At 59.5% G+C, this 21,008-nt stretch carries 22 protein-coding genes and 1 tRNA gene; 17 read left to right on the top strand and 6 right to left on the bottom strand.

What is annotated here, in order from left to right; translation table 11 throughout:
* Positions 1-127: 127 nt before the first annotated feature.
* The 17 genes from aspS to AC4HNJ_RS04005 all read left to right on the top strand — a co-directional run bounded on the left by aspS (position 128) and on the right by AC4HNJ_RS04005 (position 14,932).
* Complete coding sequence (aspS, locus tag AC4HNJ_RS04085; RefSeq protein ID WP_490478249.1) at positions 128-1,888, top strand: aspartate--tRNA ligase; 1,761 nt, start codon at positions 128-130, stop codon at positions 1,886-1,888.
* 78 nt (positions 1,889-1,966) lie between these two features.
* Positions 1,967-2,617: an esterase/lipase family protein gene (locus AC4HNJ_RS04080; RefSeq protein ID WP_490478569.1), complete on the top strand. Its 651-nt coding sequence runs from the start codon at positions 1,967-1,969 to the stop codon at positions 2,615-2,617.
* A 127-nt stretch (positions 2,618-2,744) separates the two neighbouring features.
* A complete protein-coding gene (locus AC4HNJ_RS04075) occupies positions 2,745-3,479 on the top strand; it encodes a YebC/PmpR family DNA-binding transcriptional regulator (RefSeq protein WP_490478248.1) in 735 nt (244 codons plus the stop codon).
* Positions 3,480-3,505: 26 nt separating this feature from the next.
* Positions 3,506-4,027: a crossover junction endodeoxyribonuclease RuvC gene (gene ruvC, locus AC4HNJ_RS04070; protein ID WP_490478247.1), complete on the top strand. Its 522-nt coding sequence runs from the start codon at positions 3,506-3,508 to the stop codon at positions 4,025-4,027.
* Positions 4,024-4,620 (top strand): Holliday junction branch migration protein RuvA, encoded by a 597-nt coding sequence (gene ruvA / locus AC4HNJ_RS04065; protein WP_490478568.1) that lies wholly within the window; start codon positions 4,024-4,026, stop codon positions 4,618-4,620. The genes ruvC and ruvA overlap by 4 nt, the downstream gene beginning before the upstream one ends.
* 3 nt (positions 4,621-4,623) lie before the next feature.
* Positions 4,624-6,525 (top strand): potassium transporter Kup, encoded by a 1,902-nt coding sequence (locus AC4HNJ_RS04060; protein WP_490478246.1) that lies wholly within the window; start codon positions 4,624-4,626, stop codon positions 6,523-6,525.
* Between the two features lie 96 nt (positions 6,526-6,621).
* Positions 6,622-7,668, top strand: coding sequence for a Holliday junction branch migration DNA helicase RuvB (ruvB, locus tag AC4HNJ_RS04055; RefSeq protein ID WP_490478245.1), 1,047 nt, complete (start codon positions 6,622-6,624; stop codon positions 7,666-7,668).
* Positions 7,661-8,074, top strand: a complete 414-nt coding sequence (gene ybgC, locus AC4HNJ_RS04050; protein ID WP_490478567.1) for a tol-pal system-associated acyl-CoA thioesterase — start codon at positions 7,661-7,663, stop codon at positions 8,072-8,074. The genes ruvB and ybgC overlap by 8 nt, the downstream gene beginning before the upstream one ends.
* A gap of 57 nt (positions 8,075-8,131) precedes the next feature.
* Positions 8,132-8,818, top strand: a complete 687-nt coding sequence (tolQ, locus tag AC4HNJ_RS04045) for a protein TolQ (RefSeq protein ID WP_490478244.1) — start codon at positions 8,132-8,134, stop codon at positions 8,816-8,818.
* Between the two features lie 13 nt (positions 8,819-8,831).
* Positions 8,832-9,278 (top strand): protein TolR, encoded by a 447-nt coding sequence (tolR, locus tag AC4HNJ_RS04040; protein ID WP_490478243.1) that lies wholly within the window; start codon positions 8,832-8,834, stop codon positions 9,276-9,278.
* Positions 9,265-10,206: a cell envelope integrity protein TolA gene (tolA, locus tag AC4HNJ_RS04035; RefSeq protein ID WP_490478242.1), complete on the top strand. Its 942-nt coding sequence runs from the start codon at positions 9,265-9,267 to the stop codon at positions 10,204-10,206. The genes tolR and tolA overlap by 14 nt, the downstream gene beginning before the upstream one ends.
* Positions 10,207-10,214: 8 nt before the next feature.
* Positions 10,215-11,534, top strand: a complete 1,320-nt coding sequence (gene tolB, locus AC4HNJ_RS04030; protein ID WP_490478241.1) for a Tol-Pal system beta propeller repeat protein TolB — start codon at positions 10,215-10,217, stop codon at positions 11,532-11,534.
* 259 nt (positions 11,535-11,793) lie between these two features.
* Positions 11,794-12,303 carry a peptidoglycan-associated lipoprotein Pal gene (gene pal / locus AC4HNJ_RS04025; RefSeq protein WP_490478240.1) on the top strand — a complete coding sequence of 170 codons (510 nt, stop codon included), beginning with the start codon at positions 11,794-11,796 and terminating at the stop codon, positions 12,301-12,303.
* Positions 12,304-12,305: 2 nt separating this feature from the next.
* The gene (gene ybgF / locus AC4HNJ_RS04020; RefSeq protein WP_490478566.1) at positions 12,306-13,148 is read left to right on the top strand and encodes a tol-pal system protein YbgF; all 843 of its coding nucleotides are present in this window, start codon (positions 12,306-12,308) and stop codon (positions 13,146-13,148) included.
* Positions 13,149-13,155: 7 nt separating this feature from the next.
* On the top strand, positions 13,156-13,854 hold the full coding sequence (gene queE, locus AC4HNJ_RS04015) for a 7-carboxy-7-deazaguanine synthase QueE (protein WP_490478239.1): 699 nt from the start codon (positions 13,156-13,158) through the stop codon (positions 13,852-13,854).
* Positions 13,855-14,109: 255 nt separating this feature from the next.
* Positions 14,110-14,790: a 7-cyano-7-deazaguanine synthase QueC gene (queC, locus tag AC4HNJ_RS04010; RefSeq protein ID WP_490478238.1), complete on the top strand. Its 681-nt coding sequence runs from the start codon at positions 14,110-14,112 to the stop codon at positions 14,788-14,790.
* Between the two features lie 66 nt (positions 14,791-14,856).
* Positions 14,857-14,932, top strand: a tRNA-Lys gene (locus AC4HNJ_RS04005).
* 57 nt (positions 14,933-14,989) lie between these two features.
* On the opposite strand, the gene AC4HNJ_RS04000 is transcribed toward AC4HNJ_RS04005, so the two are convergent.
* The 6 genes from AC4HNJ_RS04000 to AC4HNJ_RS03975 all read right to left on the bottom strand — a co-directional run bounded on the left by AC4HNJ_RS04000 (position 14,990) and on the right by AC4HNJ_RS03975 (position 20,947).
* On the bottom strand, positions 14,990-15,724 hold the full coding sequence (locus AC4HNJ_RS04000; RefSeq protein ID WP_490478237.1) for a TVP38/TMEM64 family protein: 735 nt from the start codon (positions 15,722-15,724) through the stop codon (positions 14,990-14,992).
* Positions 15,721-16,278 (bottom strand): nucleoside deaminase, encoded by a 558-nt coding sequence (locus tag AC4HNJ_RS03995; RefSeq protein ID WP_490478236.1) that lies wholly within the window; start codon positions 16,276-16,278, stop codon positions 15,721-15,723. Before AC4HNJ_RS03995 ends, AC4HNJ_RS04000 begins: the two co-directional genes overlap by 4 nt.
* On the bottom strand, positions 16,278-18,041 hold the full coding sequence (locus AC4HNJ_RS03990) for a glutamine--tRNA ligase/YqeY domain fusion protein (protein WP_490478235.1): 1,764 nt from the start codon (positions 18,039-18,041) through the stop codon (positions 16,278-16,280). The genes AC4HNJ_RS03995 and AC4HNJ_RS03990 overlap by 1 nt, the downstream gene beginning before the upstream one ends.
* Before the next feature lie 86 nt (positions 18,042-18,127).
* Positions 18,128-18,736: a dephospho-CoA kinase gene (gene coaE, locus AC4HNJ_RS03985; protein WP_490478234.1), complete on the bottom strand. Its 609-nt coding sequence runs from the start codon at positions 18,734-18,736 to the stop codon at positions 18,128-18,130.
* 8 nt (positions 18,737-18,744) lie between these two features.
* Complete coding sequence (locus AC4HNJ_RS03980) at positions 18,745-19,602, bottom strand: prepilin peptidase (RefSeq protein WP_490478233.1); 858 nt, start codon at positions 19,600-19,602, stop codon at positions 18,745-18,747.
* Between the two features lie 79 nt (positions 19,603-19,681).
* Positions 19,682-20,947 (bottom strand): type II secretion system F family protein, encoded by a 1,266-nt coding sequence (locus AC4HNJ_RS03975; protein ID WP_490478232.1) that lies wholly within the window; start codon positions 20,945-20,947, stop codon positions 19,682-19,684.
* Positions 20,948-21,008 lie beyond the last annotated feature (61 nt).

Genomic DNA, 21,008 nt, shown 5'->3' with positions numbered 1-21,008 from the left:
CGCTTTCCGCATGGGGCAGAGGACTCACCCGCTTGTTTGCTGGGGCGGTTCTTGCCCCTGGCAGTGTTAAGATTCCGGGTCTTTTCCACGCTGAGTAGCCGCCCTGGCGGCCCGGAGTTCCAAGCGCATGCGCACGCATTACTGCGGCCTCATCAATGAGTCGCTGATTGGCCAGACCGTCACCCTGTGTGGCTGGGTCAACACCCTTCGCCTGCAAAGCCACGTGGCCTTCGTCGATCTGCGCGACCATGAAGGCATTGCGCAGATCGTGATCGAGCGCGAAAACGCCGATGCTTTTGCGGTGGCCGGGGAGCTGGGCTACGAGTACTGCCTGCGTGTCACGGGGACCCTTCGCAAGCGTCTGTCTGCCAACGACAAGCTCAAGACCGGCACGGTCGAACTGTTGGCCGAGAAGGTGGACATTCTCAATGCGGCGAAGGACCTGCCCTTTGCGCTGCACGAGAATCCGAACGAGGACATGCGGATGACTTACCGCTACCTCGATCTGCGTCGGCCGGACATGCAGCAGATGATCCGCACGCGCATCCGGCTGGTGCAGGCGCTGCGTCGCTACCTCGACGCACGTGGTTTCCAGGATGTCGAGACGCCTATTCTCACCAAGGCCACACCCGAAGGCGCGCGCGATTATCTGGTGCCAAGCCGTGTGCATCCCGGTCAGTTCTACGCATTGCCACAATCGCCGCAGCTGTTCAAGCAGATCCTGATGATGGCGGGTTTCGATCGCTACTATCAGATCGCACGTTGTTTCCGTGACGAAGACTTGCGTGCGGATCGCCAGCCCGAATTCACTCAGCTCGATCTGGAGTTCGCTTTCGTCGAAGAGAGGGATGTGCAGGATTTCGTCGAGGCAATGATTCGCGACGTCTTCAAGGACGTGATCGATGTGACGTTGGCGGATCCGTTCCCGCGCATGACCTGGGAAGAGGCAATGCGCCGCTTCGGTTCGGACAAACCCGACTTGCGTATTGCGTTGGAGTTGGTCGACGTGGCGGATCTGCTCAAGCACGTGGAATTCAAGGTATTTGCCGAACCCGCCAGGGATCCGACGGGTCGCGTGGCCGCATTGCGCTTGCCGGGCGGCGCCAGCCTGAGTCGTAAGGAAATCGACCAGCTCACCGAATACGTCGCCAGGTATGGCGCCAAGGGACTGGCCTGGATCAAGGTGGAGGATATCGCCAAAGGCCGTGATGGCATCAACTCACCGGTCGCGAAGTTTCTCGATGATACGGCGCTCGACGGGATACTCAAGGCGACCGCTGCACAATCGGGCGATATGGTGTTTATCGGTGCGGGCAAATGGAAAGCCGTGACCGATTTCATGGGTGCACTCCGTTTGAAAGTCGGCAAGGACCGCGGGCTGGTTGAAAATAGCTGGAAGCCGCTGTGGGTCACCGATTTTCCGATGTTCGAATACGACGAAGAAGAAAAGCGCTTTGTCGCCTTGCATCATCCGTTCACCGCACCGAAGGTCGACGATATTGCCGACTTGCGTGCCAACGCGGCGATCGCCGTGAGCCGTGGCTACGACATGGTGCTCAATGGCAACGAAATCGGCGGCGGTTCGATCCGTATCCATCGTCCGGATATGCAGAGCGCGGTATTCGAACTGCTTGGCATTGGCGCCGAAGAAGCGGAAATGAAATTCGGTTTCTTGCTGAAGGCGTTGAAGTTCGGCGCCCCCCCGCATGGCGGCCTGGCGTTCGGCATCGATCGCATCGCGGCCTTGATGGCGGGTACGGAATCGATTCGCGACGTGATCGCTTTCCCCAAGACCACCAGCGCGCAAGACCTGATGACGGATGCGCCCTCGATGGTGAGCGCAGCGCAGCTGAAGGAGCTGCACGTTGCAGTACAAGCCTCGGAATGAGGTTAGATTAGGCCGTCCTCCCCCGGAGGGGAGGGCAGCTGTTTGCAACGACTCATCACCGCCTGGCTGCCGTATTTCATGACCGAACACGTCATTCTGTTGCACGGCTTATGGATGCGCGGCTTCGCGTTGGGCATGTTGCATCGTCGCCTGATGGAGCAAGGGTTTCGCGTTCATCGCTTCGATTACATGAGTGTGGCGGCGACCCAGCAGCACATCCTGGCACGCCTGCACACACTCATGCTCGAGTGCGCTCCAGGGCCGGTGCATCTCGTAGGACACAGCCTGGGTGGTTTGCTCGCCCTGCGTGCGTGCTTGAATGCGAACGATCTGCCGCCGGGGCGGATCGTCTGCCTCGGTTCACCGTTGAAGGGCAGTGCCGCAGCCCGCGCCTTTGCTCGCCGCTGGCGCGGTGGCGAAGTGTTGTTGGGCCACAACCGCGACTTATTGGAACTGGGATTGGAAGCCTGGAACGGTTCACGCGAAGTAGGCGTGATTGCCGGTTCCATGCCGATCGGCCTGGGCGCCATGCTCAGCCCGATTGCTGGCGCGCATGACGGTACCGTGGCGGTGGAGGAAACCATCCTGCCAGGCTTGACTGCGCATTGCGTCGTGGAGACCAGCCATACGGGCTTGCTGTTTTCAGCCGAAGTGGCGCGCTTGACCGGGGTGTTTCTGCGCGAAGGGCGCTTCGAGTCCGTCGCTCACTTGGCAAGTGGGCGGGGCTGAGGGGCCACGCTGATCAAAAAGTAGCCTGAAAGTCAGGCCTGGCAACACCCGGGGGTGAACAGCGAGAGAGTCATGGCGCAATGCGGTAAAATCCCCCGCTTTCCACTTTGATCCGTCAGGAATCGCCATGGGTAGAGGCCCGTCCATCGAAGGTCGCAAGAACGCCGAAGACGCCAAGCGTGCGAAGGTGTTCACCAAGCTGATCCGAGAAATCACCGTTGCCACGCGTGCCGGCGTGGCGGATCCTGCGTTGAACCCGCGCCTGCGTACTGCCGTGGATAAGGCGTTGACCGCCAACATGTCCAAGGACACCATCGAGCGCGCGATCAAGCGCGGCGCGGGGGCCGACGGCGGCGCGAAGATGGAAGAGTTGCGCTACGAAGGCTACGGCCCCGGTGGCATCGCACTGATCATCGAATGTTTTACGGATAACACCACCCGTACGGTCGCCGATGTGCGCCACGCACTCACCAAGCACGGCGGCAATCTTGGCACCAGCGGTTCGGTGGCATTCCAGTTCACTCGCTGTGGCGAACTTGCGTTTGCAACGGGTGGCGATGCCGCTGTGGAAGAAAAGATTCTGGAAGCGGCATTGGATGCCGGCGCCGACGATGTGATCAACGAGAACGGTGAAAGCACCGTGATCTGCGCGCCCGAAAACTTCGAAGCGATACAGCAAAAGCTGATCGATGCCGGTCTTGATGCGCAGCATGCCGGCGTGGTGATGCGCCCGAACAATCGCACGGCCGTGTCGGGCGAAACACTGGAAACGCTACTCGATCTGCTCGAAAAGCTCGACGCACTCGACGATGTGAGCGAGGTCTATCACAACGCGTTGCTGCCCGCGGACGTTACCGGATAAACCATGGGCTCCCGAGCCACCTCTCAATGATCCGCATCATCGGCATTGATCCTGGGAGCCAGCGGACCGGCGTCGGCATTGTCGACGTCGATGCAGCCGGCAAACTGTCGCATGTTTTTCATGGAGCGCTGCTCGTTGCCGGCGAGGAGAGTTTTCCCCTGCGCCTGAAACGCATTTTTGAAGGCATCAATGAGATCATCGCCGTACATCGTCCGGTCGAATGCGGCATCGAGCGAGTATTCATGGCACGCAACGCCGATTCAGCTCTTAAACTTGGGCAAGCACGCGGCGCAGCGATATGCGCAGTCGTCAATCAGGGGATTGCGGTGCACGAATACGCGGCAACCGAAGTAAAGAAAGCGGTAGTCGGTGGTGGCCGTAGCGATAAATCACAGGTGCAGCACATGATTGGTGTATTGCTTGGCCTGAAAGGGCCGATCCAGGCAGATGCTGCCGATGCGCTGGCGATTGCCGTGGCACACGCACACACGCGATCCAGCCTTGAGCGCGTCGGTATTCCGCGTACCGCATGGAGGCGACGTCGGTGATCGGTCGACTCAGGGGCATCTTGGTTTCCAAGCAGCCACCGTGGTTGTTGGTGGACGTAGGTGGCGTCGGCTATGAGCTGGAAGCGCCCATGTCGACCATTTATGACCTTCCCACGACCAGCAAGGAAGTGACTTTGCTTACGCATTATGCGGTGAAGGAAGACACGGTGGCGCTGTATGGATTTTTGCATGAGGCCGAGCGGGCCTTGTTTCGCAATTTGTTGAAGGTGAGTGGCATTGGCGCCAAGACGGCGCTGGCTGTGCTTTCGGGCGTCTCGACGCAGGATTTCGGAAGGTTGGTGCAGTCGGCCGATATCGCTGCATTGACCAAGATTCCAGGCATCGGCAAGAAGACTGCCGAACGTATGGTGGTGGAGTTGCGTGATCGTGTAGAGGGCATGGGCGCCGGTGTGCCGGGTCTTGCCATGGCGTCGGATGCACCACTCGATCCAGCTGCTGAAGCAACCGTTGCGCTGCAACAGCTCGGCTATAAACCGGCAGAGGTGACGCGGCTGGTGCAAAAAGTGGCTGCGCAAGGCGACAGCGCCGAAACCATCATCCGCAAGGCGCTGCGCGCCGCATTGGGGAGTTAAATCGTGGGTCAAGATATTCAACATGGCGTAGGCGATGCCGAAACCAGGAAGCGACTGGCTACGTTGGCGCTGGGCGCTATCGGCGTGGTCTACGGCGATATCGGTACCAGTCCGCTGTATACCTTGCAGACCACGCTGAGCCACGACGGCATGCATCCGACCCGTGAGAGCATTTATGGTGTGCTGTCGCTGATTTTTTGGGCGCAGATCATCGTGGTCTCGCTGAAGTACGTAGTATTCATCATGCGGGCCGACAACAAGGGCGAAGGCGGCATCATGGCTTTGATGGCGCTGGCGCTGAGGGGGGTGGGTGGCCAGCCCAGGCTACGTTGGCTGCTGGCGATCATCGGTATTTTCGGCGCTTCGCTGTTTTATGGCGATGGTGTGATTACACCCGCCATTTCCGTGTTGTCTGCAGTGGAAGGCGTGAAGGTAGCCACTCCGGGGCTGGAGCAATGGATAGTTCCGATCACTGCGGTGATCCTGTTTTTTCTGTTCGCGCTGCAGCGACATGGCACCGAGCACGTTGGCAAGTTGTTTGGTCCGGTCATGGTGATCTGGTTTATCACTATCGCCGTGCTCGGCGTTTCCATGATTGCCCGCGATCCGCATGTCTTGTGGGCAGTATTGCCGTCCTACGGATTTCATTTCTTTCAGACCCACGGCATGCAGGGCTTCGTTGCCTTGGGTGGCGTGGTGCTGGCTTTGACAGGTGCCGAGGCGCTGTATGCCGACATGGGGCATTTCGGAAAGCGACCGATCCGGCTGGCGTGGTTCAATTTCGTACTGCCGGCGCTTCTTCTGAATTACTTTGGCCAGGGTGCGTTGCTACTGGAGCATCCGGAAGCGATCGATAACCCGTTCTTCAAGTCCGTTCCATCCATGCTGCTGTATCCCATGATCGGGCTTGCGACGGCGGCAACCATCATCGCTTCGCAAGCGGTCATTTCCGGCGCTTTCTCGATGACCCGCGAAGCGATGTCGCTGGGTTATTCCATGCGCATGCCGGTCGTGCACACGTCACGCGAAATGTCCGGGCAGATTTTCGTGCCCTGGGTCAACGCCTTCCTGCTGGTGATGGTGCTGGTTGCGGTGCTCCACTTCGGCAGCTCTGAACGGCTGAGCGCGGCTTACGGTATTGCGGTGACGGGCACCATGACCATCACGACTGTGCTGGCATTGTTCGTGGCACGCCATCAGTGGGGCTGGCGTTTGCCGGTGCTACTGGTTGCCGGCGCTTGCCTGTTGACCATCGACATATCGTTCTTCAGCGCCAACCTGATCAAGGTCGAATACGGCGGTTGGTTCCCGCTGGTGCTGGGACTGGGTGTGTTCGTAGTGATGACGACCTGGCGCCGTGGCCGCGAACTGGTGGTGCGTGAGATCAAGCAAGGCGGCCTTGCCTTGCTCCCGTTCATCGAGAACATCAGCGAGCATCCACCGTTGCGAGTGCCGGGAACGGCGGTCTTTCTCACGGCCAATCAGAACGCTGTACCGCATGCACTCCTGCATAACCTCAAGCACAACAAAGTGCTGCACGAACGTAACGTGATGCTGACGGTGGAGATTCTCGAAACGCCTGTCGCGGAAGCGGAAGAACGCATCCATCTCACGCCATTGGATGGGGAGTTCTATGGTCTTGAGCTCCGCTTCGGTTTTGCGGAGGATCCCAACATTCCCCTCGCGCTTTCCAAGTGCGCGCGTAGCGGTCTGCCGTTCGATCTGATGGACACCACCTTCTTCCTGTCGCGCGAGAACATCATTGCCGACAAGCGGAGGCCGGGTATGGCCTTGTGGCGCGATCGTCTGTTTGCCTTCATGTCACGCAATGCTTTGCCCGCAACGGCGTTTTTCCAGATTCCCGGCAATCGCCTGATCGAGCTGGGTACACAGGTAGAGATTTGACGGCAAAGGAACGGCGGCAGGAGCGAGGCGGCAGCGCGGTTGCCTTGCTTCTTTGGCCATCGTCCCTAGGCCCTCGCTCTCAGCCATAATCGCCGTATGTCCGATCATCGCATCATCACCACCGCCGCCCAGCTCGACGACGAAGCGCTGGAAGCCTCTATCCGTCCGCAACGGCTGGCTGAATACCTCGGCCAGCAGGCGGTGCGCGAGCAGTTGTCGATCTACATCGAGGCGGCCAAGAAGCGTGGCGGTGCGTTGGACCATGTATTGATCTTCGGGCCGCCCGGCCTGGGTAAGACCACCCTGAGCCATGTCATCGCCAATGAGCTCGGTGTCAACGTACGTTCCACCTCCGGCCCGGTGCTTGAGCGCGCGGGCGATCTTGCTGCCTTGCTCACGAATCTCGAAGCACGCGATGTGTTGTTCGTGGACGAGATTCATCGCCTTTCGCCAATTGTCGAAGAGGTGCTCTATCCGGCGATGGAGGACTTCCAGATCGACATCATGATCGGCGAAGGGCCGGCGGCGCGCTCCATCAAGCTGGATCTGCCTCCTTTCACGTTGATCGGTGCGACTACACGTGCCGGCTTGCTTACGGCTCCCTTACGCGATCGCTTCGGCATTGTGCAGCGGCTGGAGTTTTACTCCCCGGACGAATTGACGGCGATCGTGCGCCGCTCGGCGCGCATCCTCGGGATTGGCTGCGAAATCGATGGGGCGCAGGAAATTGCGCGGCGCGCCCGCGGCACGCCGCGCATCGCCAATCGCTTGCTGCGCCGGGTGCGCGACTATGCGGAAGTGCGTGCCGACGGCCACATCACGCGGGATGCCGCGCAGGCCGCTATGGATATGCTCAAGGTCGATGCGGAGGGATTCGACGACTTGGACCGCCGTCTACTGATGACGATCATCGAGAATTTCGACGGTGGTCCAGTGGGTGTGGAATCGTTGGCGGCGGCACTGAGCGAGGATCGCGGCACGCTGGAGGATGTGGTTGAACCCTATCTGATCCAGCAGGGTTTTCTCGTGCGCACGGCGCGTGGCCGCATGGCCAGTGCAAAGGCCTGGCGCCACCTTGGCCTTACGCCGCCTCCACGCCAGCCGCAGCCGGCAGATCTCTTTGGTGACGGAAGCGATGTCTGATTTGATGGTTTTCACGTGGCCGGTGCGCATTTACTGGGAGGATACCGACGCTGGCGGCGTGGTGTATCACGCCAGCTATCTACGGTTTCTCGAACGTGCCCGCACGGAATGGCTACGTGGTCGCGGTGTGGACCAATTGGCCTTCAAACATGCGACCGGACTTGCCTTCATGGTGCACCGGATGGAGATCGATTTCCTCAAGCCAGCCCTGCTGGACGATGAATTGATGGTGACGGTGGAAGTCAAAGAACGTCGTTCAGCCAGTATTCTTTTCAGCCAAACGATCAACCGGGCGGACGGAGCCGAGCTGATCAGGGCACAAGTACGTGCGGCGTGCGTGGATTTGGGGCGGATGCAACCCGCCAGGATTCCGGACGAGATTACCGAACTGATCGACCGGGACTAAGCATCATCCCGGCCTGACCCAGAACATACATACCCAGCGGTGGAGAACCCCCAAGCCATGAACGGTGGATTGAACGTTTTCGAGATCCTTGCGGATGCAAGCTGGCCAGTGAAGCTGGTGATGCTGGCGCTGCTGGTGTTCTCATTCCTCTCCTGGGTGATCATCATCCGCAAGTATTCGCAGCTGAAGGCGGCGATGGAAAACGCAGAGTCGTTCGAGGAGCGTTTCTGGTCCGGAGCCGATCTTGCCCAGCTGTTCCGTGAGGTCAGCAACAACGGCGGCGACAACGGCGGGATGGAGAATATCTTCGAATCGGGTTTTCGCGAGTTTGTACGTCAGCGCCAACGTCGTGCCACCGATTTGCGCACGGTCATCGAGGGTTCGGAGCGCGCCATGCGCGTGGCGGGCACCAAGGAGATCGGAGCATTGGAACGCAACCTGGAGTTTCTCGCCAACGTGGGTTCGATCAGTCCCTATGTAGGGCTGTTTGGAACGGTGTGGGGCATCATGGGTGCATTTCAGGGCCTGGGCGAAATGAAAGACGTGACCATCGCTGTGGTCGCTCCGCATATTTCCGAGGCGCTGATCGCCACGGCGATGGGTCTGTTTGCCGCGATTCCTGCCGTGTGGGCCTACAATCGCTATGCGAACAAGGTGGAGCGCGTCGCTTCGCGCTACGAAGTGTTCCAGGAAGAATTTTCATCCGTGCTGCAACGTCAGATCCAGATCGACGACGTGAATTGATGGAGGCGCGACCATGCTCAGCTCCGCGCGCCACAAACGCCTCAAACTAAAATCCGAAATCAACGTCGTTCCCTACATCGACGTGATGTTGGTGCTGCTGATCATTTTCATGGTCACTGCGCCCATGCTCAACGCGAATGTCGACGTGAACCTGCCGCAGGCGAATGCCAAATCGCTGCAGGACAAAAAAGAACCCGTGATTGTCTCAGTCGATAGCCAGGGGCATATGTACCTGACCCTGGGCACAAGCAAAAAGGAACCCATCGACGCCAATGCGCTGAAGGTCAAAGTCGGTGCATTCGTCAAAGAGAATCCGGATGTCAGCGTGCTGGTCGCGGGCGATCGCGACGGAAAGTACAACGACGTCTATCAGGTATTGGCCTTGTTGCAACAGGCCGGTGTGGCCAAGGTCGGATTGATGAGCGCGCCGGAGTCAGGCAGCCCGAATGGACGACCGTAAAGACGCAAAGGGCACGCCGGTGGCGGTGGCGTTATCCGCCATCCTCCATCTGGGCATTGTGGCGTTCTTGTTCTTGGCGATGTTGCCCTGCACATCGTACGAGAAGTTTTTGAGTGCACTGCATCTGCCCAATCCCATCACCTGCACGCCGCCACCGCTGCAGCTCTCGGGGCCAGTCATCCAGGCGACGTTGCTTGGTAATACAGGTGCGCCGCCGCCCAAGGCGGAGAAGGTGAAGCCGATTCCCCATACGGTGCCTCCGCCGCCCTCCGTACCACCGCCTCCGCCGCCGCCCATGGTGCAGCCAAAACTCAGCCAGCTGCCTCCGCCACCGGAACATCCGGATTTGGTGGACCAGGAGCGCGTGGTGCAGGAGGCCTTGCAAAAGGCCGAGAACGCCAAGAAGGAGCAGGAAGAGAAGGAGCGTCAGCGGCAGGCCGAATTGGACGCCCAGGCGGCCAAAAAGAAGGCGGAGCAGCAAAAGGTAGATGAGCTGTTCAAACAGCTGGATGCTGCGTCGACGCAAACGCAGAAGGCGGCAAACAAGGCCAAGCAGGCCAAGCAGCAGCTGGCGGACCTGAAAAATGCACAGGATAATGGCCAGCCGGACTTGCCAAACGCCGCTCAGCGCCAGACCGGCAACAACTCCAACAGTACCCTGTTATCGCAATATCTGGCGGCGATTCAGAACGCCGTCACGCAGAATTGGTTGCGTCCAGATAACATGCCGGACGCTCCGTGTGTGGTTCACATTGTGCAGCTCCCCGGCGGCAATGTGCTGAGCGCCAAGGCATCCCCCAGCTGCCCTTATGACGCAGCGGGCAAGAAATCCGTGGAGGATGCCGTGCTGCGCGCGCAGCCGCTGCCTTACAAGGGCTTCGAAAGCGTGTTCCACCGTGAAATCGACTTCACTTTCATTCCGCAGTGAGCAAGGCTATGCGCAGATCATATCGATCGCTATTTATTCTCATTCTGCTGCTCGTCGTCGGCTTAGTCGCTGGCCCGGCCGCGGCACAGTCGTTGAACGTGCAGATCGTAGGCGGCGTGAAGACGGCGACCCCGATCGTAGTAGTGCCTTTCGCGCAGCAGGGCGGGGCGCCGTTACCCACGGATGTGGCCGATGTGATCCGCAATGATCTCAATCGCTGCGGCAAATTCCGCTCGCTGGCGGTGAGCGAGATCGTCGAGCAGCCAAGTCAGGGCTCCGACATCAAATTCGCCACATGGCGTCTGCTCAAGCAGGACTACATCGTGATCGGCCGCATCAAGGATGCCGGCAATGGCATGGTCTCGGTGGAATACGAGCTGTGGGACGTCAACCGCCAACAGCGTCTGCTTGGCAAGGCCATGGCACCTGCCGCAGTGAGTGACCTGCGCAGCGTGGCGCATCAGATCGCTGACGACATCTATCAGCAGATCACCGGCGTTCGCGGCGCCTTCTGGACCCGCATCGCATACATCACCCAGGTCGGCACTGGCAATAACTCTACGTACTCGTTGATCGTCGCCGACTCGGACGGCTACAACCCGCAGGTGGTCGCGCGCTCGCACGAGGCCTTGCTCTCGCCGAAGTGGTCACCCGACGGCAGCCGCATCGCTTACGTATCGTTCGAAAGCGGCGATTCGGCTATCTATATCCAGAACATCTCCACCGGAGCCCGTCAGCTCATCTCTGCACGAAAGGGCATCAACGGTGCCCCGGCATGGTCGCCCGATGGCACCAAGCTGGCGATATCTCTCTCTTATACCGGCAATCCCGAAATCTACGTCATGGATCTGGCCACCCGCCAGGAAACCCGGCTGACGCACGACCTGGCGATCAATACCGAGCCGGTCTGGTCGCCGGACGGCCAAAGCATCTATTTCACCTCTGACCGTTCTGGACGTCCGCAGATTTATCGCATATCGGCCAGCGGCGGTACGCCGGAGCGCATCTCCTTCCAGGGGCAGCAAAACCTGGATGCGGCGATCAGCTATGACGCCAAGCAGATTGCCATGGTGCAGGCAAACGGGAACGTGTATCGTATCGCTATTATGGACCAGAGCCTCGGCGGGCAGGTGCGTTTCATCTCGCCCGGTCCGATCGATGAATCGCCAAGCTTCGCACCGAACGCCAGCATGCTGATTTACGCCGCTACCGATGGCGCTCGTGACGTGCTTTATGCCGTCTCGGACGATGGCATGGTCCGTCAGCGCCTGATGCTCGCCAACGGCGACGTGCGTGAGCCGGCCTGGGGACCCTATCGCGACCATTGATGCAAATCGGCCGCACTCTCTTGGGAGGTGCAGACGGTTGGCTTGAAGAAGGGGGCCGGGACATGTCCAGTGTTCCGGCCGGGAAGGGGATATGGCGACGCTTTGCCATGCCCCGTTTAGCGGTCTCTGCAGTACAATGCGTGACCGTAGTAGCTGTTGTAAGAACAATAAAAACAGCCGGTTCACCGGCGATGACTGTCCCGTAACCGCAATCGTCATTGACTGTCGGAAATCAAACCCGTTTGAAGGAACGTCACCCATGAATAAGACCGTTCGTATCGCTCTGGTCGCCCTGCTCTGCGTGGGCGCGGCCGCCTGCTCCAAGAAGCAGGAAGTCAAGCCCCAACCGCAGCAGCCGGAAACCACCCAGGAAGCCCCGGCACCGCAGGGTACCGGCAAGTACACCGCGGCTGACCTCGACACCGACGCCTGCCTGAAGCAGCGCGTGGTTTACTTCGACTTCGACAAGGATGAAGTGAAGCCGGAGTTCCAGCAGATCATGCAGTGCCATGCCAAGTTCCTGCAGGATGTCCCCGAGGCGCGTATGCGTCTTGAAGGCAATACCGACGAGCGTGGTACGCGTGAATACAACCTGGGCCTGGGCGAGCGTCGTGCGAACTCCGTGTCCAGCGCGTTGCAGGCCAATGGTGCTTCCGCCAGCCAGATCAGCGTGATCAGCTACGGCAAAGAGAAGCCCGTGTGCCGCGAGCACAATGAGGATTGCTGGAGCAAGAACCGTCGCGTCGACATCGTCTACACCGCGACATAATGGTGTTTCGGTTGGCTAATCGTTTCACGGCCAATCTCAGCATGGCGGGCGCCTTGGCGTCCGCCATGCTGTTTATGGGTGCGGCTTATGCACAAGAAACCCCGATGAGCCTGTCCGATCGCGTTGCGCAGTTGGAGCAGCAGCAGAAGAACGAGGATCAGACTCGGGTCAATCAGCTGAATCAGATGCAGCAGATGCAGTCCCAGATGCAACAAATGCAGGGACAGATCGAAGTGCTACAGCATCAGTTGCAGCAGCTGCAGGATCAAAGCAAGGCGCAGTACACCGATCTGGATAGCCGTGTCGGCCGTCTCGAGAAAGGTGCGAGTACCGCTTCGGCGCAGCCCGCCGCGCCGTCCTCAGCAGCAAGTGCAGCCACTTCCCCATCGAGTGGCAACGCATCCACCACAGCACCGCCTGTACCCGCTGCACCTGCCGAGTCAGCGGCCCAAAAAGCTGCGGCGCTTAGTGCCTATAACGCGGCTTTCAAATCGTTGCGAGCCGGCGATTACGTTGCTTCTTCCCGTGGTTTCCGGGAATTCATCGAGAAATATCCCAACGACGTGCTCACGTCTAATGCGTTCTATTGGCTGGGCGAATCGTATTACGCCACAACCAACTACCAGGTTGCGGTCGAAGCTTTCAAGCACCTGTTGAGCCAATACCCGCAGAGCGAAAAGGCGCCCGATGCCACACTCAAGCTGGGTTACAGCCAATTGGAGATGAAGCAGACGGATGCGGGTATCGCTACCTTGAAATCTGTGCTGGCCAAGTATCCCAACTCCAACGCGGCCAAGCTGGCCCAGGAACGCCTGCACCGGCTTTCGCAACAGTCGACGCATTAGGTAGGAGATGGCGGTGAGCAGCACTTCAGCGACCGTGGACGTTACCACGTCGGCCCAGCCTTCGGCTGAGCGTTTGCGCGTCACTGAAATTTTCCATTCGATCCAGGGTGAAGCCGATGCCATCGGCTGGCGCACGGTCTTCGTGCGACTTACCGGCTGTCCCCTGCGTTGCGTGTGGTGCGATACCGAGTATTCCTTCTATGGCGGCAATTGGCGCGACATCGACGATATCCTCGTCCAGGTTGCGTCATACGGAGCCAGCCATGTGTGCATTACTGGTGGCGAGCCGCTTGCGCAGAAACGTTGCCTGCTCCTACTGCAGAAACTATGCGATGCCGGCTATGACGTGTCGCTGGAAACCTCCGGGGCGATCGACGTGTCCCCCGTGGATCCGCGCGTACGCAAAGTCATGGATCTGAAGGCACCTGATTCGGGCGAAAGTGCACGCAACCTATGGTCCAATCTGGATCATCTGCTCACGCACGACCAGGTAAAAATCGTCATTGCCAGTCGCGCGGATTACGAGTGGGCACGTAGCGTGCTGGCTGAGCGCCGCATCGACCAGCGCTGCATGGTGTTGTTCTCGCCAGTGCACGGTGCCGTCGAGCCACGCGCGTTGGCGGAGTGGATCCTCGAAGATAAGTTGCCGGTGCGATTCCAGCTGCAGCTACACAAGCTGCTGTGGAATGATGCGCCTGGGCATTGAGCACTCACTGCCATTCTCCGAGATGAAGGGGCGTCGCCCCTCCTTCTATGGATAAAGAGCAGGCACGCGAATCAATCTCGCCCAGTATCTAGGGATGAGCGTGTCCGTGAAGATAAGACCCTCATGGTTTCATTGTCATGGCGAGCACCGTTCTTAGCTGCAATTTCTTCGTGAGAGGACGTCATCGCGCATCGGCCTGTGTTGCCGGTAGCGTTTCCGGCCGGTGACCGGCCGTTTTTGCATTGGAATTCACGTATGTCAGGTTTTACATCCCGCAAAGCTGTCATCCTCGTCTCAGGCGGCATGGATTCAGCCGTCACCATCGCCATCGCACGGGAACAGGATTATCAGGTGCATGCGCTGAGCGTGGCTTACGGCCAGCGTCACAGCTCAGAGCTGGACGCGGCTGCTCGCGTCGCCCACACGCTCGGTGCCGTCGAACACAAAACCGTGCATGTCGATCTGCGCAGCATCGGCGGCTCGGCACTGACTGCGGATATCGATGTACCGGAGCAGGGCGGGGAAGGCATTCCGATCACGTACGTGCCGGCCCGCAACACCATTATGTTGTCGATTGCATTGGGCTGGGCCGAAGTGCTCGGCTCTACGGATATCTGGTGCGGCGTCAATGCCGTGGATTACTCGGGGTATCCCGATTGCCGTCCGGCTTTTGTGGAAGCCTTTGAGCGCCTTGCCAATGTAGCAACCAAGGCAGGCGTGGAGGGCGCTCACATTCGTATCCACGCACCGCTGATGGCCATGAGCAAGGCAGACATTGCCCGTGAAGGCCAGCGGCTCGGGGTCGATTTCTCCGCTACCGTAAGCTGTTATCAGGCGGATGCCGAAGGGCGTGCCTGCGGTCACTGCGATGCCTGCCGGCTGCGTGCTGATGGTTTTCACAAGGCCGGGTTGCCCGACCCTACCCGATACGTTTAACGCACGCCGACCAATTGCTTGTGCCGCAGCGCCTTAAACCATAAAATTGCGAGCTCACTTCTTTCAGGGCCGTTAGCTCAGTCGGTAGAGCAGCGGACTTTTAATCCGTTGGTCGACAGTTCGAATCTGTCACGGCCCACCAATGATGACCTGCAGCGATGCAGGTCTTTTTTTTGGGATTCGCGGAAGTCGAATATCGCTACGACTGATCCGAACGATCTTCCGCGCGAGGCGTCGACGGGTGCCAGCGGGATTTGAAGCGTTCCATGAGCAATGGCACCAGCGAAAGCAATGCCAACACGCCGAGCGGCACGATGACCGTGGGTTCCAACACAAGACCGATGCCGAATTGCTGTCCGCTGCTCAGTGCATGTCCCAGGCCTGCGCCAACCGAGGTTTCGAAGATCAGCATGATCGTGCCGCCGAAGCAGGTCGCGGCGAGAAACAGCCAGAGCGAACAGCGCAGCCATGCGAGCGCCACGGTCACCAGTCCAAACGGCGCAACCGGCACAAGGCGTAGAAACAAGGTGTAGGCGACAGGGTGGCGTTCGAAGCCGTGATGAAGTTTTTCCGCCAGAGCAGGCGGATGCTTGCTGCCCGCGCCAAAGGCGTAGCGGCTGGCAAGGAACAGAATCAAAGAGCCCAGGGTAAGCCCGATCGACGAATAGATCGTGCCCTCGAGAACACCGAAGGCAAACCCGCCCGCAAGGATCAGCACGATCGTAACGGGCACGCCCGTACAGGTTGCCAGGACCATCAGGCCGATATAGATGAAGCGGCTCAGCCAGGGTGCTTCAGCAATATGAGCGCGCAGTTCTTGCTGGTGCGCTACCAGCAAGGACGGATGGATGCGATCGAACACACCGGAAACAAGCAACACGACGCCCGCTGCAATGAGCAGGAGCAGCGGCAGCGCTGCGCGCAGGCGGTTCAATAGCTCGCTCCGGTGGCGCCGTAAGCGGCCAGAACGGTACGCGCCTCATCACGCAGAATGTCGCGACGCACGACGATGTTGCGGCGTGCCAGCTCGCCGATCCAGTCGGCGGGCAATGGGCCTTCGTCGAACGTAGTGAGTTCCTCCACGTCTTCACCGCGTGCACCGATCAGCAATGTATCGATGCCGGCCCAGATCGTCGCCCCATAACACTGGCAGCAGGGCTGTGCGCTGGTAGCCAGCGTGTAGTGGCCGCCTTGCTCATTGAGGCGATAGCTGGCCAGGCGTTGCTGAGCAGCCATATAGGCCAGCATTTCCGCATGGGCAACCGAGCAGCTTTGAGGGATGACCCGATTGGCCGCGGCCGCGATCAAGCGGCCATGTTCGTCGAATACCGCTGCACCGAAAGGCCCACCTTGCCCGTGCTGGCTATTGCGCCGGGATAGCTCGATCGCCAGGCCTACGCGCTCTTCATCGGTGTGATAGCGCCGATGCGTATCGGCGACGTCTTCGATCCAGGGCGGCAGGGTGAGATGGATCTGCAGCGGTAGCATCAGCCCGCTACCTGCTTGGCCCAGGTATCGCGCAACGTCACCGCGCGGTTGAAAACAGGCGCATCCTTGCGGTGGTCGATGCGGTCGGCTGCAAAATAGCCTAATCGCTCGAACTGATAGCGCTGCTCAGGTTCCGCTGTGGCCGCAGCCGGTTCCAGCCATCCATGCACCACCCGTTTGGCATCCGGATTGATGTGCTCGATCCACGTCTTGCCATCGCTTTCGTCATCCGGGGTGGGCACATTGAACAAGCGGTCGTACAGCCGGATTTCGGTCGTGACGGCATGCTTGGCACTTACCCAGTGGATGGTGCCTTTGACCTTGCGGTCGGCGCCGGGCAGGCCGGAGCGGGATTCCGGATCCAAAGTGCAGTGCACCTCGTTCACGCTGCCGTCGCTGGCCTTGATGATCTGCTCGCACTTCACGATACCGACACCGCGCAGGCGCACCTCTCCGTCGGGCTTGAGCCGATGGAAGCCCTTCGGCGGCACCTCGGCGAAATCCTCGCGTTCAATCCACAGCTCGCGGGAAAAGGGCACCTGGCGGGTGCCGAAGCGCTCGTCTTTGGGGTGGTTGGAGAACGTCAGCTGTTCTTCGTGATTTTCCGGCAGGTTGGTGATGACCAGTTTGAGCGGATCGATCACGGCCATGCGGCGCGGCGCAGAGGCATCCAAGTCCTCGCGCACACAGTTTTCGAGAATCGCGTAGTCGATCACGCTGTTCTGCTTGCTTACACCCAACCGTTCGATCAGCAGACGGATGCCACCCGGCGTGAAGCCACGGCGACGGAGGCCGCGCAAGGTATTCATGCGGGGATCGTCCCAGCCGTCAACCAAGCCTTCGTTCACCAGCTGCGCCAGCTTGCGCTTGCTGGTGATGGAGTAGCTGAGGTTGAAGCGCGAGAACTCGATCTGCCGTGGCTTGGCCGGTTCCGTATGGAAGCCGGCATCGCGCATGTGCTGCCAGAGTTCGGGATGATGGGGCAGGTCCACCCTGTCCACGAACCAGTCGTAGAGCGGACGGTGATCCTCGAACTCAAGCGTGCAGAGCGAGTGCGTAATGCCTTCCAGCGCATCGGACAGGCAATGCGCGTAGTCGTACATGGGATAGATCGGCCATTGGTCACCCGTGTTCTGGTGCGTGACCTTGCGGATGCGGTAGATCGCCGGATCACGCAGATTCATGTTGCCAGCGGCCATGTCGATCTTTGCACGCAGCGTCTTGCTGCCGTCTGCGAATTCGCCGGCGCGCATGCGGCGGAACAGATCCAGATTCTCGTCCACGCTGCGATCGCGGTAGGGCGAGTTGCGGCCCGGCTCGGTCAAGGTGCCGCGGTAGTCGCGCATTTCTTCTGCGCTGAGATCATCCACGTAGGCATGGCCATCCTGGATCAGCTTGATTGCCGCGCGATAGAGCACTTCGAAATAATCCGAAGCATGGCGCAGGTCGTGCCAGTCGTAGCCCAGCCAGCGCACATCGTCCTTGATACCCTCGACGAACTCGGGGTCTTCTTTGCCGGGGTTGGTGTCATCCAGGCGCAGGTTGCACCAGCCGTGAAATTCGCGGGCAATGCCGAAGTCCAGGCAGATCGCCTTGGCATGGCCGATATGAAGATAGCCATTAGGCTCGGGCGGAAAGCGCGTGCGGATGGCGGTGTGCCGACCCTGGGCCAGATCATCGCGAATGATTTGACGGATGAAATCGCGCGGCGCGTCCGTTTCAGGGGTGACAGCAGATTTGGCAGCGGCGGACTCAATAGACATCGGATCAAAGCTTCACGCGAGGGGCGGGAACCCCCAAGTTTAACCGCTTGAAGGAATTACGTAACTGGACGCCGTAAAGGGCAGGTTCAATGCCGGGCGGCGGCAAGCGCCAGATAGCGCTGATGCAAAGCAGCAACCTGGGCGTCCAAGGCGGATTCCGAGCCGTTGTTGTCGATGACGTCATCTGCCAGTGCCAGGCGAGCTGCACGGGAGGTTTGGCTGGCAAGGATGCGAAGCGCCAGATCCTTATCGACCCCATCGCGCAGCACCAGGCGCTCCAGTTGAGTGGCCTCAGGAACGTCCACCACCAGGACCCGGTCGACCCAGCGGTAATGCCCTATGTTTTCGGCAAGCAGGGGAATCGCCAGCATCACATAAGGCCCCTCGTCCGCCTCCGCGTGCTCAAGAAGCCACTGTCGTACGCGCGGATGAATGATGGATTCCAGGGTTTTGCGCGCGATGGGATCGACAAATACGCGCTCGCGCATCCGTGGACGATCCAGTCGGCCATCCGCATCCAATATCTCGCTACCGAACGCATCTACGATAGCTGCCAAGCCTGCGCTGCCTGGTTCCACCACGACGCGCGATGCGAGGTCGGCATCGTAGACATGCACGCCGCGCGTTTTGAAGCGCTGTTCTACGACACTTTTGCCAGAGGCGATGCCGCCGGTGAGGACAATCGTATACGGCATGGGACGATTCATTGCACGCCGGTAAGGCTCATATAGACATGCCAGAGCGCATCACCTGCAACGAACCATACCCAGCCCGCCATGGCGATGAACGGCCCGAACGGCATGGGCACCTCACGCGCATGCTTGCGCAAGGCGATGAGTGTTCCTCCAACCAGTGCACCGATCAGCGAGGAAAGCAGGATCACCGGCAGCAAGGCGCCGGGCCCCATCCATGCGCCTAAGGCGGCCAGCAGTTTGAAATCCCCATAGCCCATGCCCTCCTTGCCGGTGAGGAGTTTGAACAGCCAATACACACTCCATAGGCTGAGATAGCCGACGGCTGCGCCGACGATCGCTGATGCAGACCCGGCGAAAAGATGGACCAGGCTCAAAAGCAAACCGGCCCAAAGCAACGGCAAAGTGATCTGGTCCGGTAGCAATTGCGTACGGAAGTCGATGCCCGACAACGCCACCAGTGCCCAGGTGAAAAACAAGCCAGCCAGTCCAGCCCAGGTCGGGCCTAATTTGTAGATAACGACAGCACTAAGAACCGCCGTTAGTAACTCGACCAACGGATATTGGAGGGAAATCGGCGCTTGGCAATAGCGACAGCGGCCGCGCAGCAGGAGCCAGCTGAATAGTGGAATGTTGTCGCGCGCCGAGAGCGGGTGTTTGCACTGGGGGCAGTGCGATGACTCTCGCACGATGCCGGGTGGGAGCGATTCCTGGCGGGTTTCCAGCCCCAATACCTCATGAGCTTCCTGCCTCCAAAAAGCATCCAGCCGCGCAGGTAAGCGCAGAATCACCACATTAAGGAAACTGCCCACGATCAGGCCGAATACACCTGCGATGACTATCCAGACTGTAAGTGGCAACTCAGGCATGCACGGACCGTGATCGTAAAAACGCGCCACATTATCACCGCTTCGCGGTAACTATGTGGCGCGTTGGTGGATTCAAAAATTAGAACGTGCCGGCGAGCTTGAAGATCGGTAGATACAGCGAAATGACGATGCCACCCACCAATGTACCCAGGATCACCATCATCAACGGTTCAAGCAACGACGCCAAGGAGTCGACCGCATTGCCGACTTCTTCTTCGTAGAACTCGGCACACTTGAACAGCATGTGGTCCAAGGCACCGGACTCTTCGCCGATCGCGACCATCTGCGTCACCATGTTGGGGAACAATCCCGTCTGACGCATGGCCAGCTGAAGTTGATGACCTACCGCCACGTCATCTCGCATCTGATGTACGGCTTCGGCGTAGACGATGCTGCCAGTGGCGCCGGCGACAGCGTCCATGGCTTCCACCAGAGGTACGCCCGCGCGGAACGTCACACCTAGTGTGCGTGCAAAACGTGCGATAGCTGATTGCCGCAGGATATTGCCCATGACCGGGAGCCTGAGCGTCAAGCGATCAAGAAAGTGGGCGAATTTTACCGACCGCTTCTTGGCCATAATGATGGCCACGACGCTGCCGACAATGCCTCCAATAACAACCCACCAGTACTCCTGCATGAACTGCGACATCGTCACAAGCAACTGGGTCGGCGCGGGTAGCGACGCGCCAGCGTCCTTGAAGGTCTTGGCAAACACCGGCACCACAAACAACAGCATGATCATGATGACGAGCAAGGCAACCACCAGCACCATGATCGGATAGAACAGCGCTTTCTTGATCTTGCCCTTGATGCTTTCCGTCTTTTCCTTGTACGTGGCAACCGTATCGAGAATGGTGTCGAGCACGCCTGCCGACTCACCCGCACGAACCAGGTTGCGATACAGCTCATCGAACTGAATGGGGTATTGACCCAGGGCTTCATGAAGCGTCGCACCGCCTTCGATGCTTTGCTTGACGTCGACCAATATGGTCTTGAAGCGCGGATTCTTCTGTCCATCGGCGATGATGTCGAAGGCCTGCACCATCGGCACACCTGACGCCATCATGGTAGCGATCTGCCGGCTGAAGATCGCTACGTCGCGTGGCTTGACCGCTTTGCCGCTACCGCCGAACAGGGGCTTTGAGCGCTCACGGACCGTCTGGGGGTTCATACCTTGACGGCGTAGCTCGGCTTTCACCAGCGAAGCATTCTTTGCCAGCATGGAGCCCTTCATCGGCTTGCCACGCTTGTCCAAAGCCACCCAGTCGTAGGTGGGCATTTGCGTGATCTGCGCGCGCTGAGCAGCCTGCTGTCGAGTATTCTTGGCGGCGGTAACCGTGGCCATGCGTTTCATCCCCCCATATTTGTATCCGGCACCCCACAAAAGCGGGGGCAGGATGACTAGC

The sequence above is a fragment of the Dyella sp. SYSU CM1112 genome (genome assembly GCF_058216415.1).
The sequence above is the reverse complement of the archived record's forward strand: the minus strand, read 5'-3'. Positions and strand labels throughout refer to the sequence as shown.

Bases quoted from the DNA above. Each gene is read 5' to 3' on its own strand.
- aspS (WP_490478249.1), top strand. From the start codon at position 128: ATGCGCACGCATTACTGCGGCCTCATCAATGAGTCGCTGATTGGCCAG.
- AC4HNJ_RS04080 (WP_490478569.1), top strand. From the start codon at position 1,967: ATGACCGAACACGTCATTCTGTTGCACGGCTTATGGATGCGCGGCTTC.
- AC4HNJ_RS04075 (WP_490478248.1), top strand. From the start codon at position 2,745: ATGGGTAGAGGCCCGTCCATCGAAGGTCGCAAGAACGCCGAAGACGCC.
- ruvC (WP_490478247.1), top strand. From the start codon at position 3,506: ATGATCCGCATCATCGGCATTGATCCTGGGAGCCAGCGGACCGGCGTC.
- ruvB (WP_490478245.1), top strand. From the start codon at position 6,622: ATGTCCGATCATCGCATCATCACCACCGCCGCCCAGCTCGACGACGAA.
- ybgC (WP_490478567.1), top strand. From the start codon at position 7,661: ATGTCTGATTTGATGGTTTTCACGTGGCCGGTGCGCATTTACTGGGAG.
- tolQ (WP_490478244.1), top strand. From the start codon at position 8,132: ATGAACGGTGGATTGAACGTTTTCGAGATCCTTGCGGATGCAAGCTGG.
- tolR (WP_490478243.1), top strand. From the start codon at position 8,832: ATGCTCAGCTCCGCGCGCCACAAACGCCTCAAACTAAAATCCGAAATC.
- tolA (WP_490478242.1), top strand. From the start codon at position 9,265: ATGGACGACCGTAAAGACGCAAAGGGCACGCCGGTGGCGGTGGCGTTA.
- tolB (WP_490478241.1), top strand. From the start codon at position 10,215: ATGCGCAGATCATATCGATCGCTATTTATTCTCATTCTGCTGCTCGTC.
- pal (WP_490478240.1), top strand. From the start codon at position 11,794: ATGAATAAGACCGTTCGTATCGCTCTGGTCGCCCTGCTCTGCGTGGGC.
- queE (WP_490478239.1), top strand. From the start codon at position 13,156: ATGGCGGTGAGCAGCACTTCAGCGACCGTGGACGTTACCACGTCGGCC.
- queC (WP_490478238.1), top strand. From the start codon at position 14,110: ATGTCAGGTTTTACATCCCGCAAAGCTGTCATCCTCGTCTCAGGCGGC.
- AC4HNJ_RS03995 (WP_490478236.1), bottom strand. From the start codon at position 16,278: ATGCTACCGCTGCAGATCCATCTCACCCTGCCGCCCTGGATCGAAGAC.
- AC4HNJ_RS03990 (WP_490478235.1), bottom strand. From the start codon at position 18,041: ATGTCTATTGAGTCCGCCGCTGCCAAATCTGCTGTCACCCCTGAAACG.
- coaE (WP_490478234.1), bottom strand. From the start codon at position 18,736: ATGCCGTATACGATTGTCCTCACCGGCGGCATCGCCTCTGGCAAAAGT.
- AC4HNJ_RS03980 (WP_490478233.1), bottom strand. From the start codon at position 19,602: ATGCCTGAGTTGCCACTTACAGTCTGGATAGTCATCGCAGGTGTATTC.
- AC4HNJ_RS03975 (WP_490478232.1), bottom strand. From the start codon at position 20,947: ATGGCCACGGTTACCGCCGCCAAGAATACTCGACAGCAGGCTGCTCAG.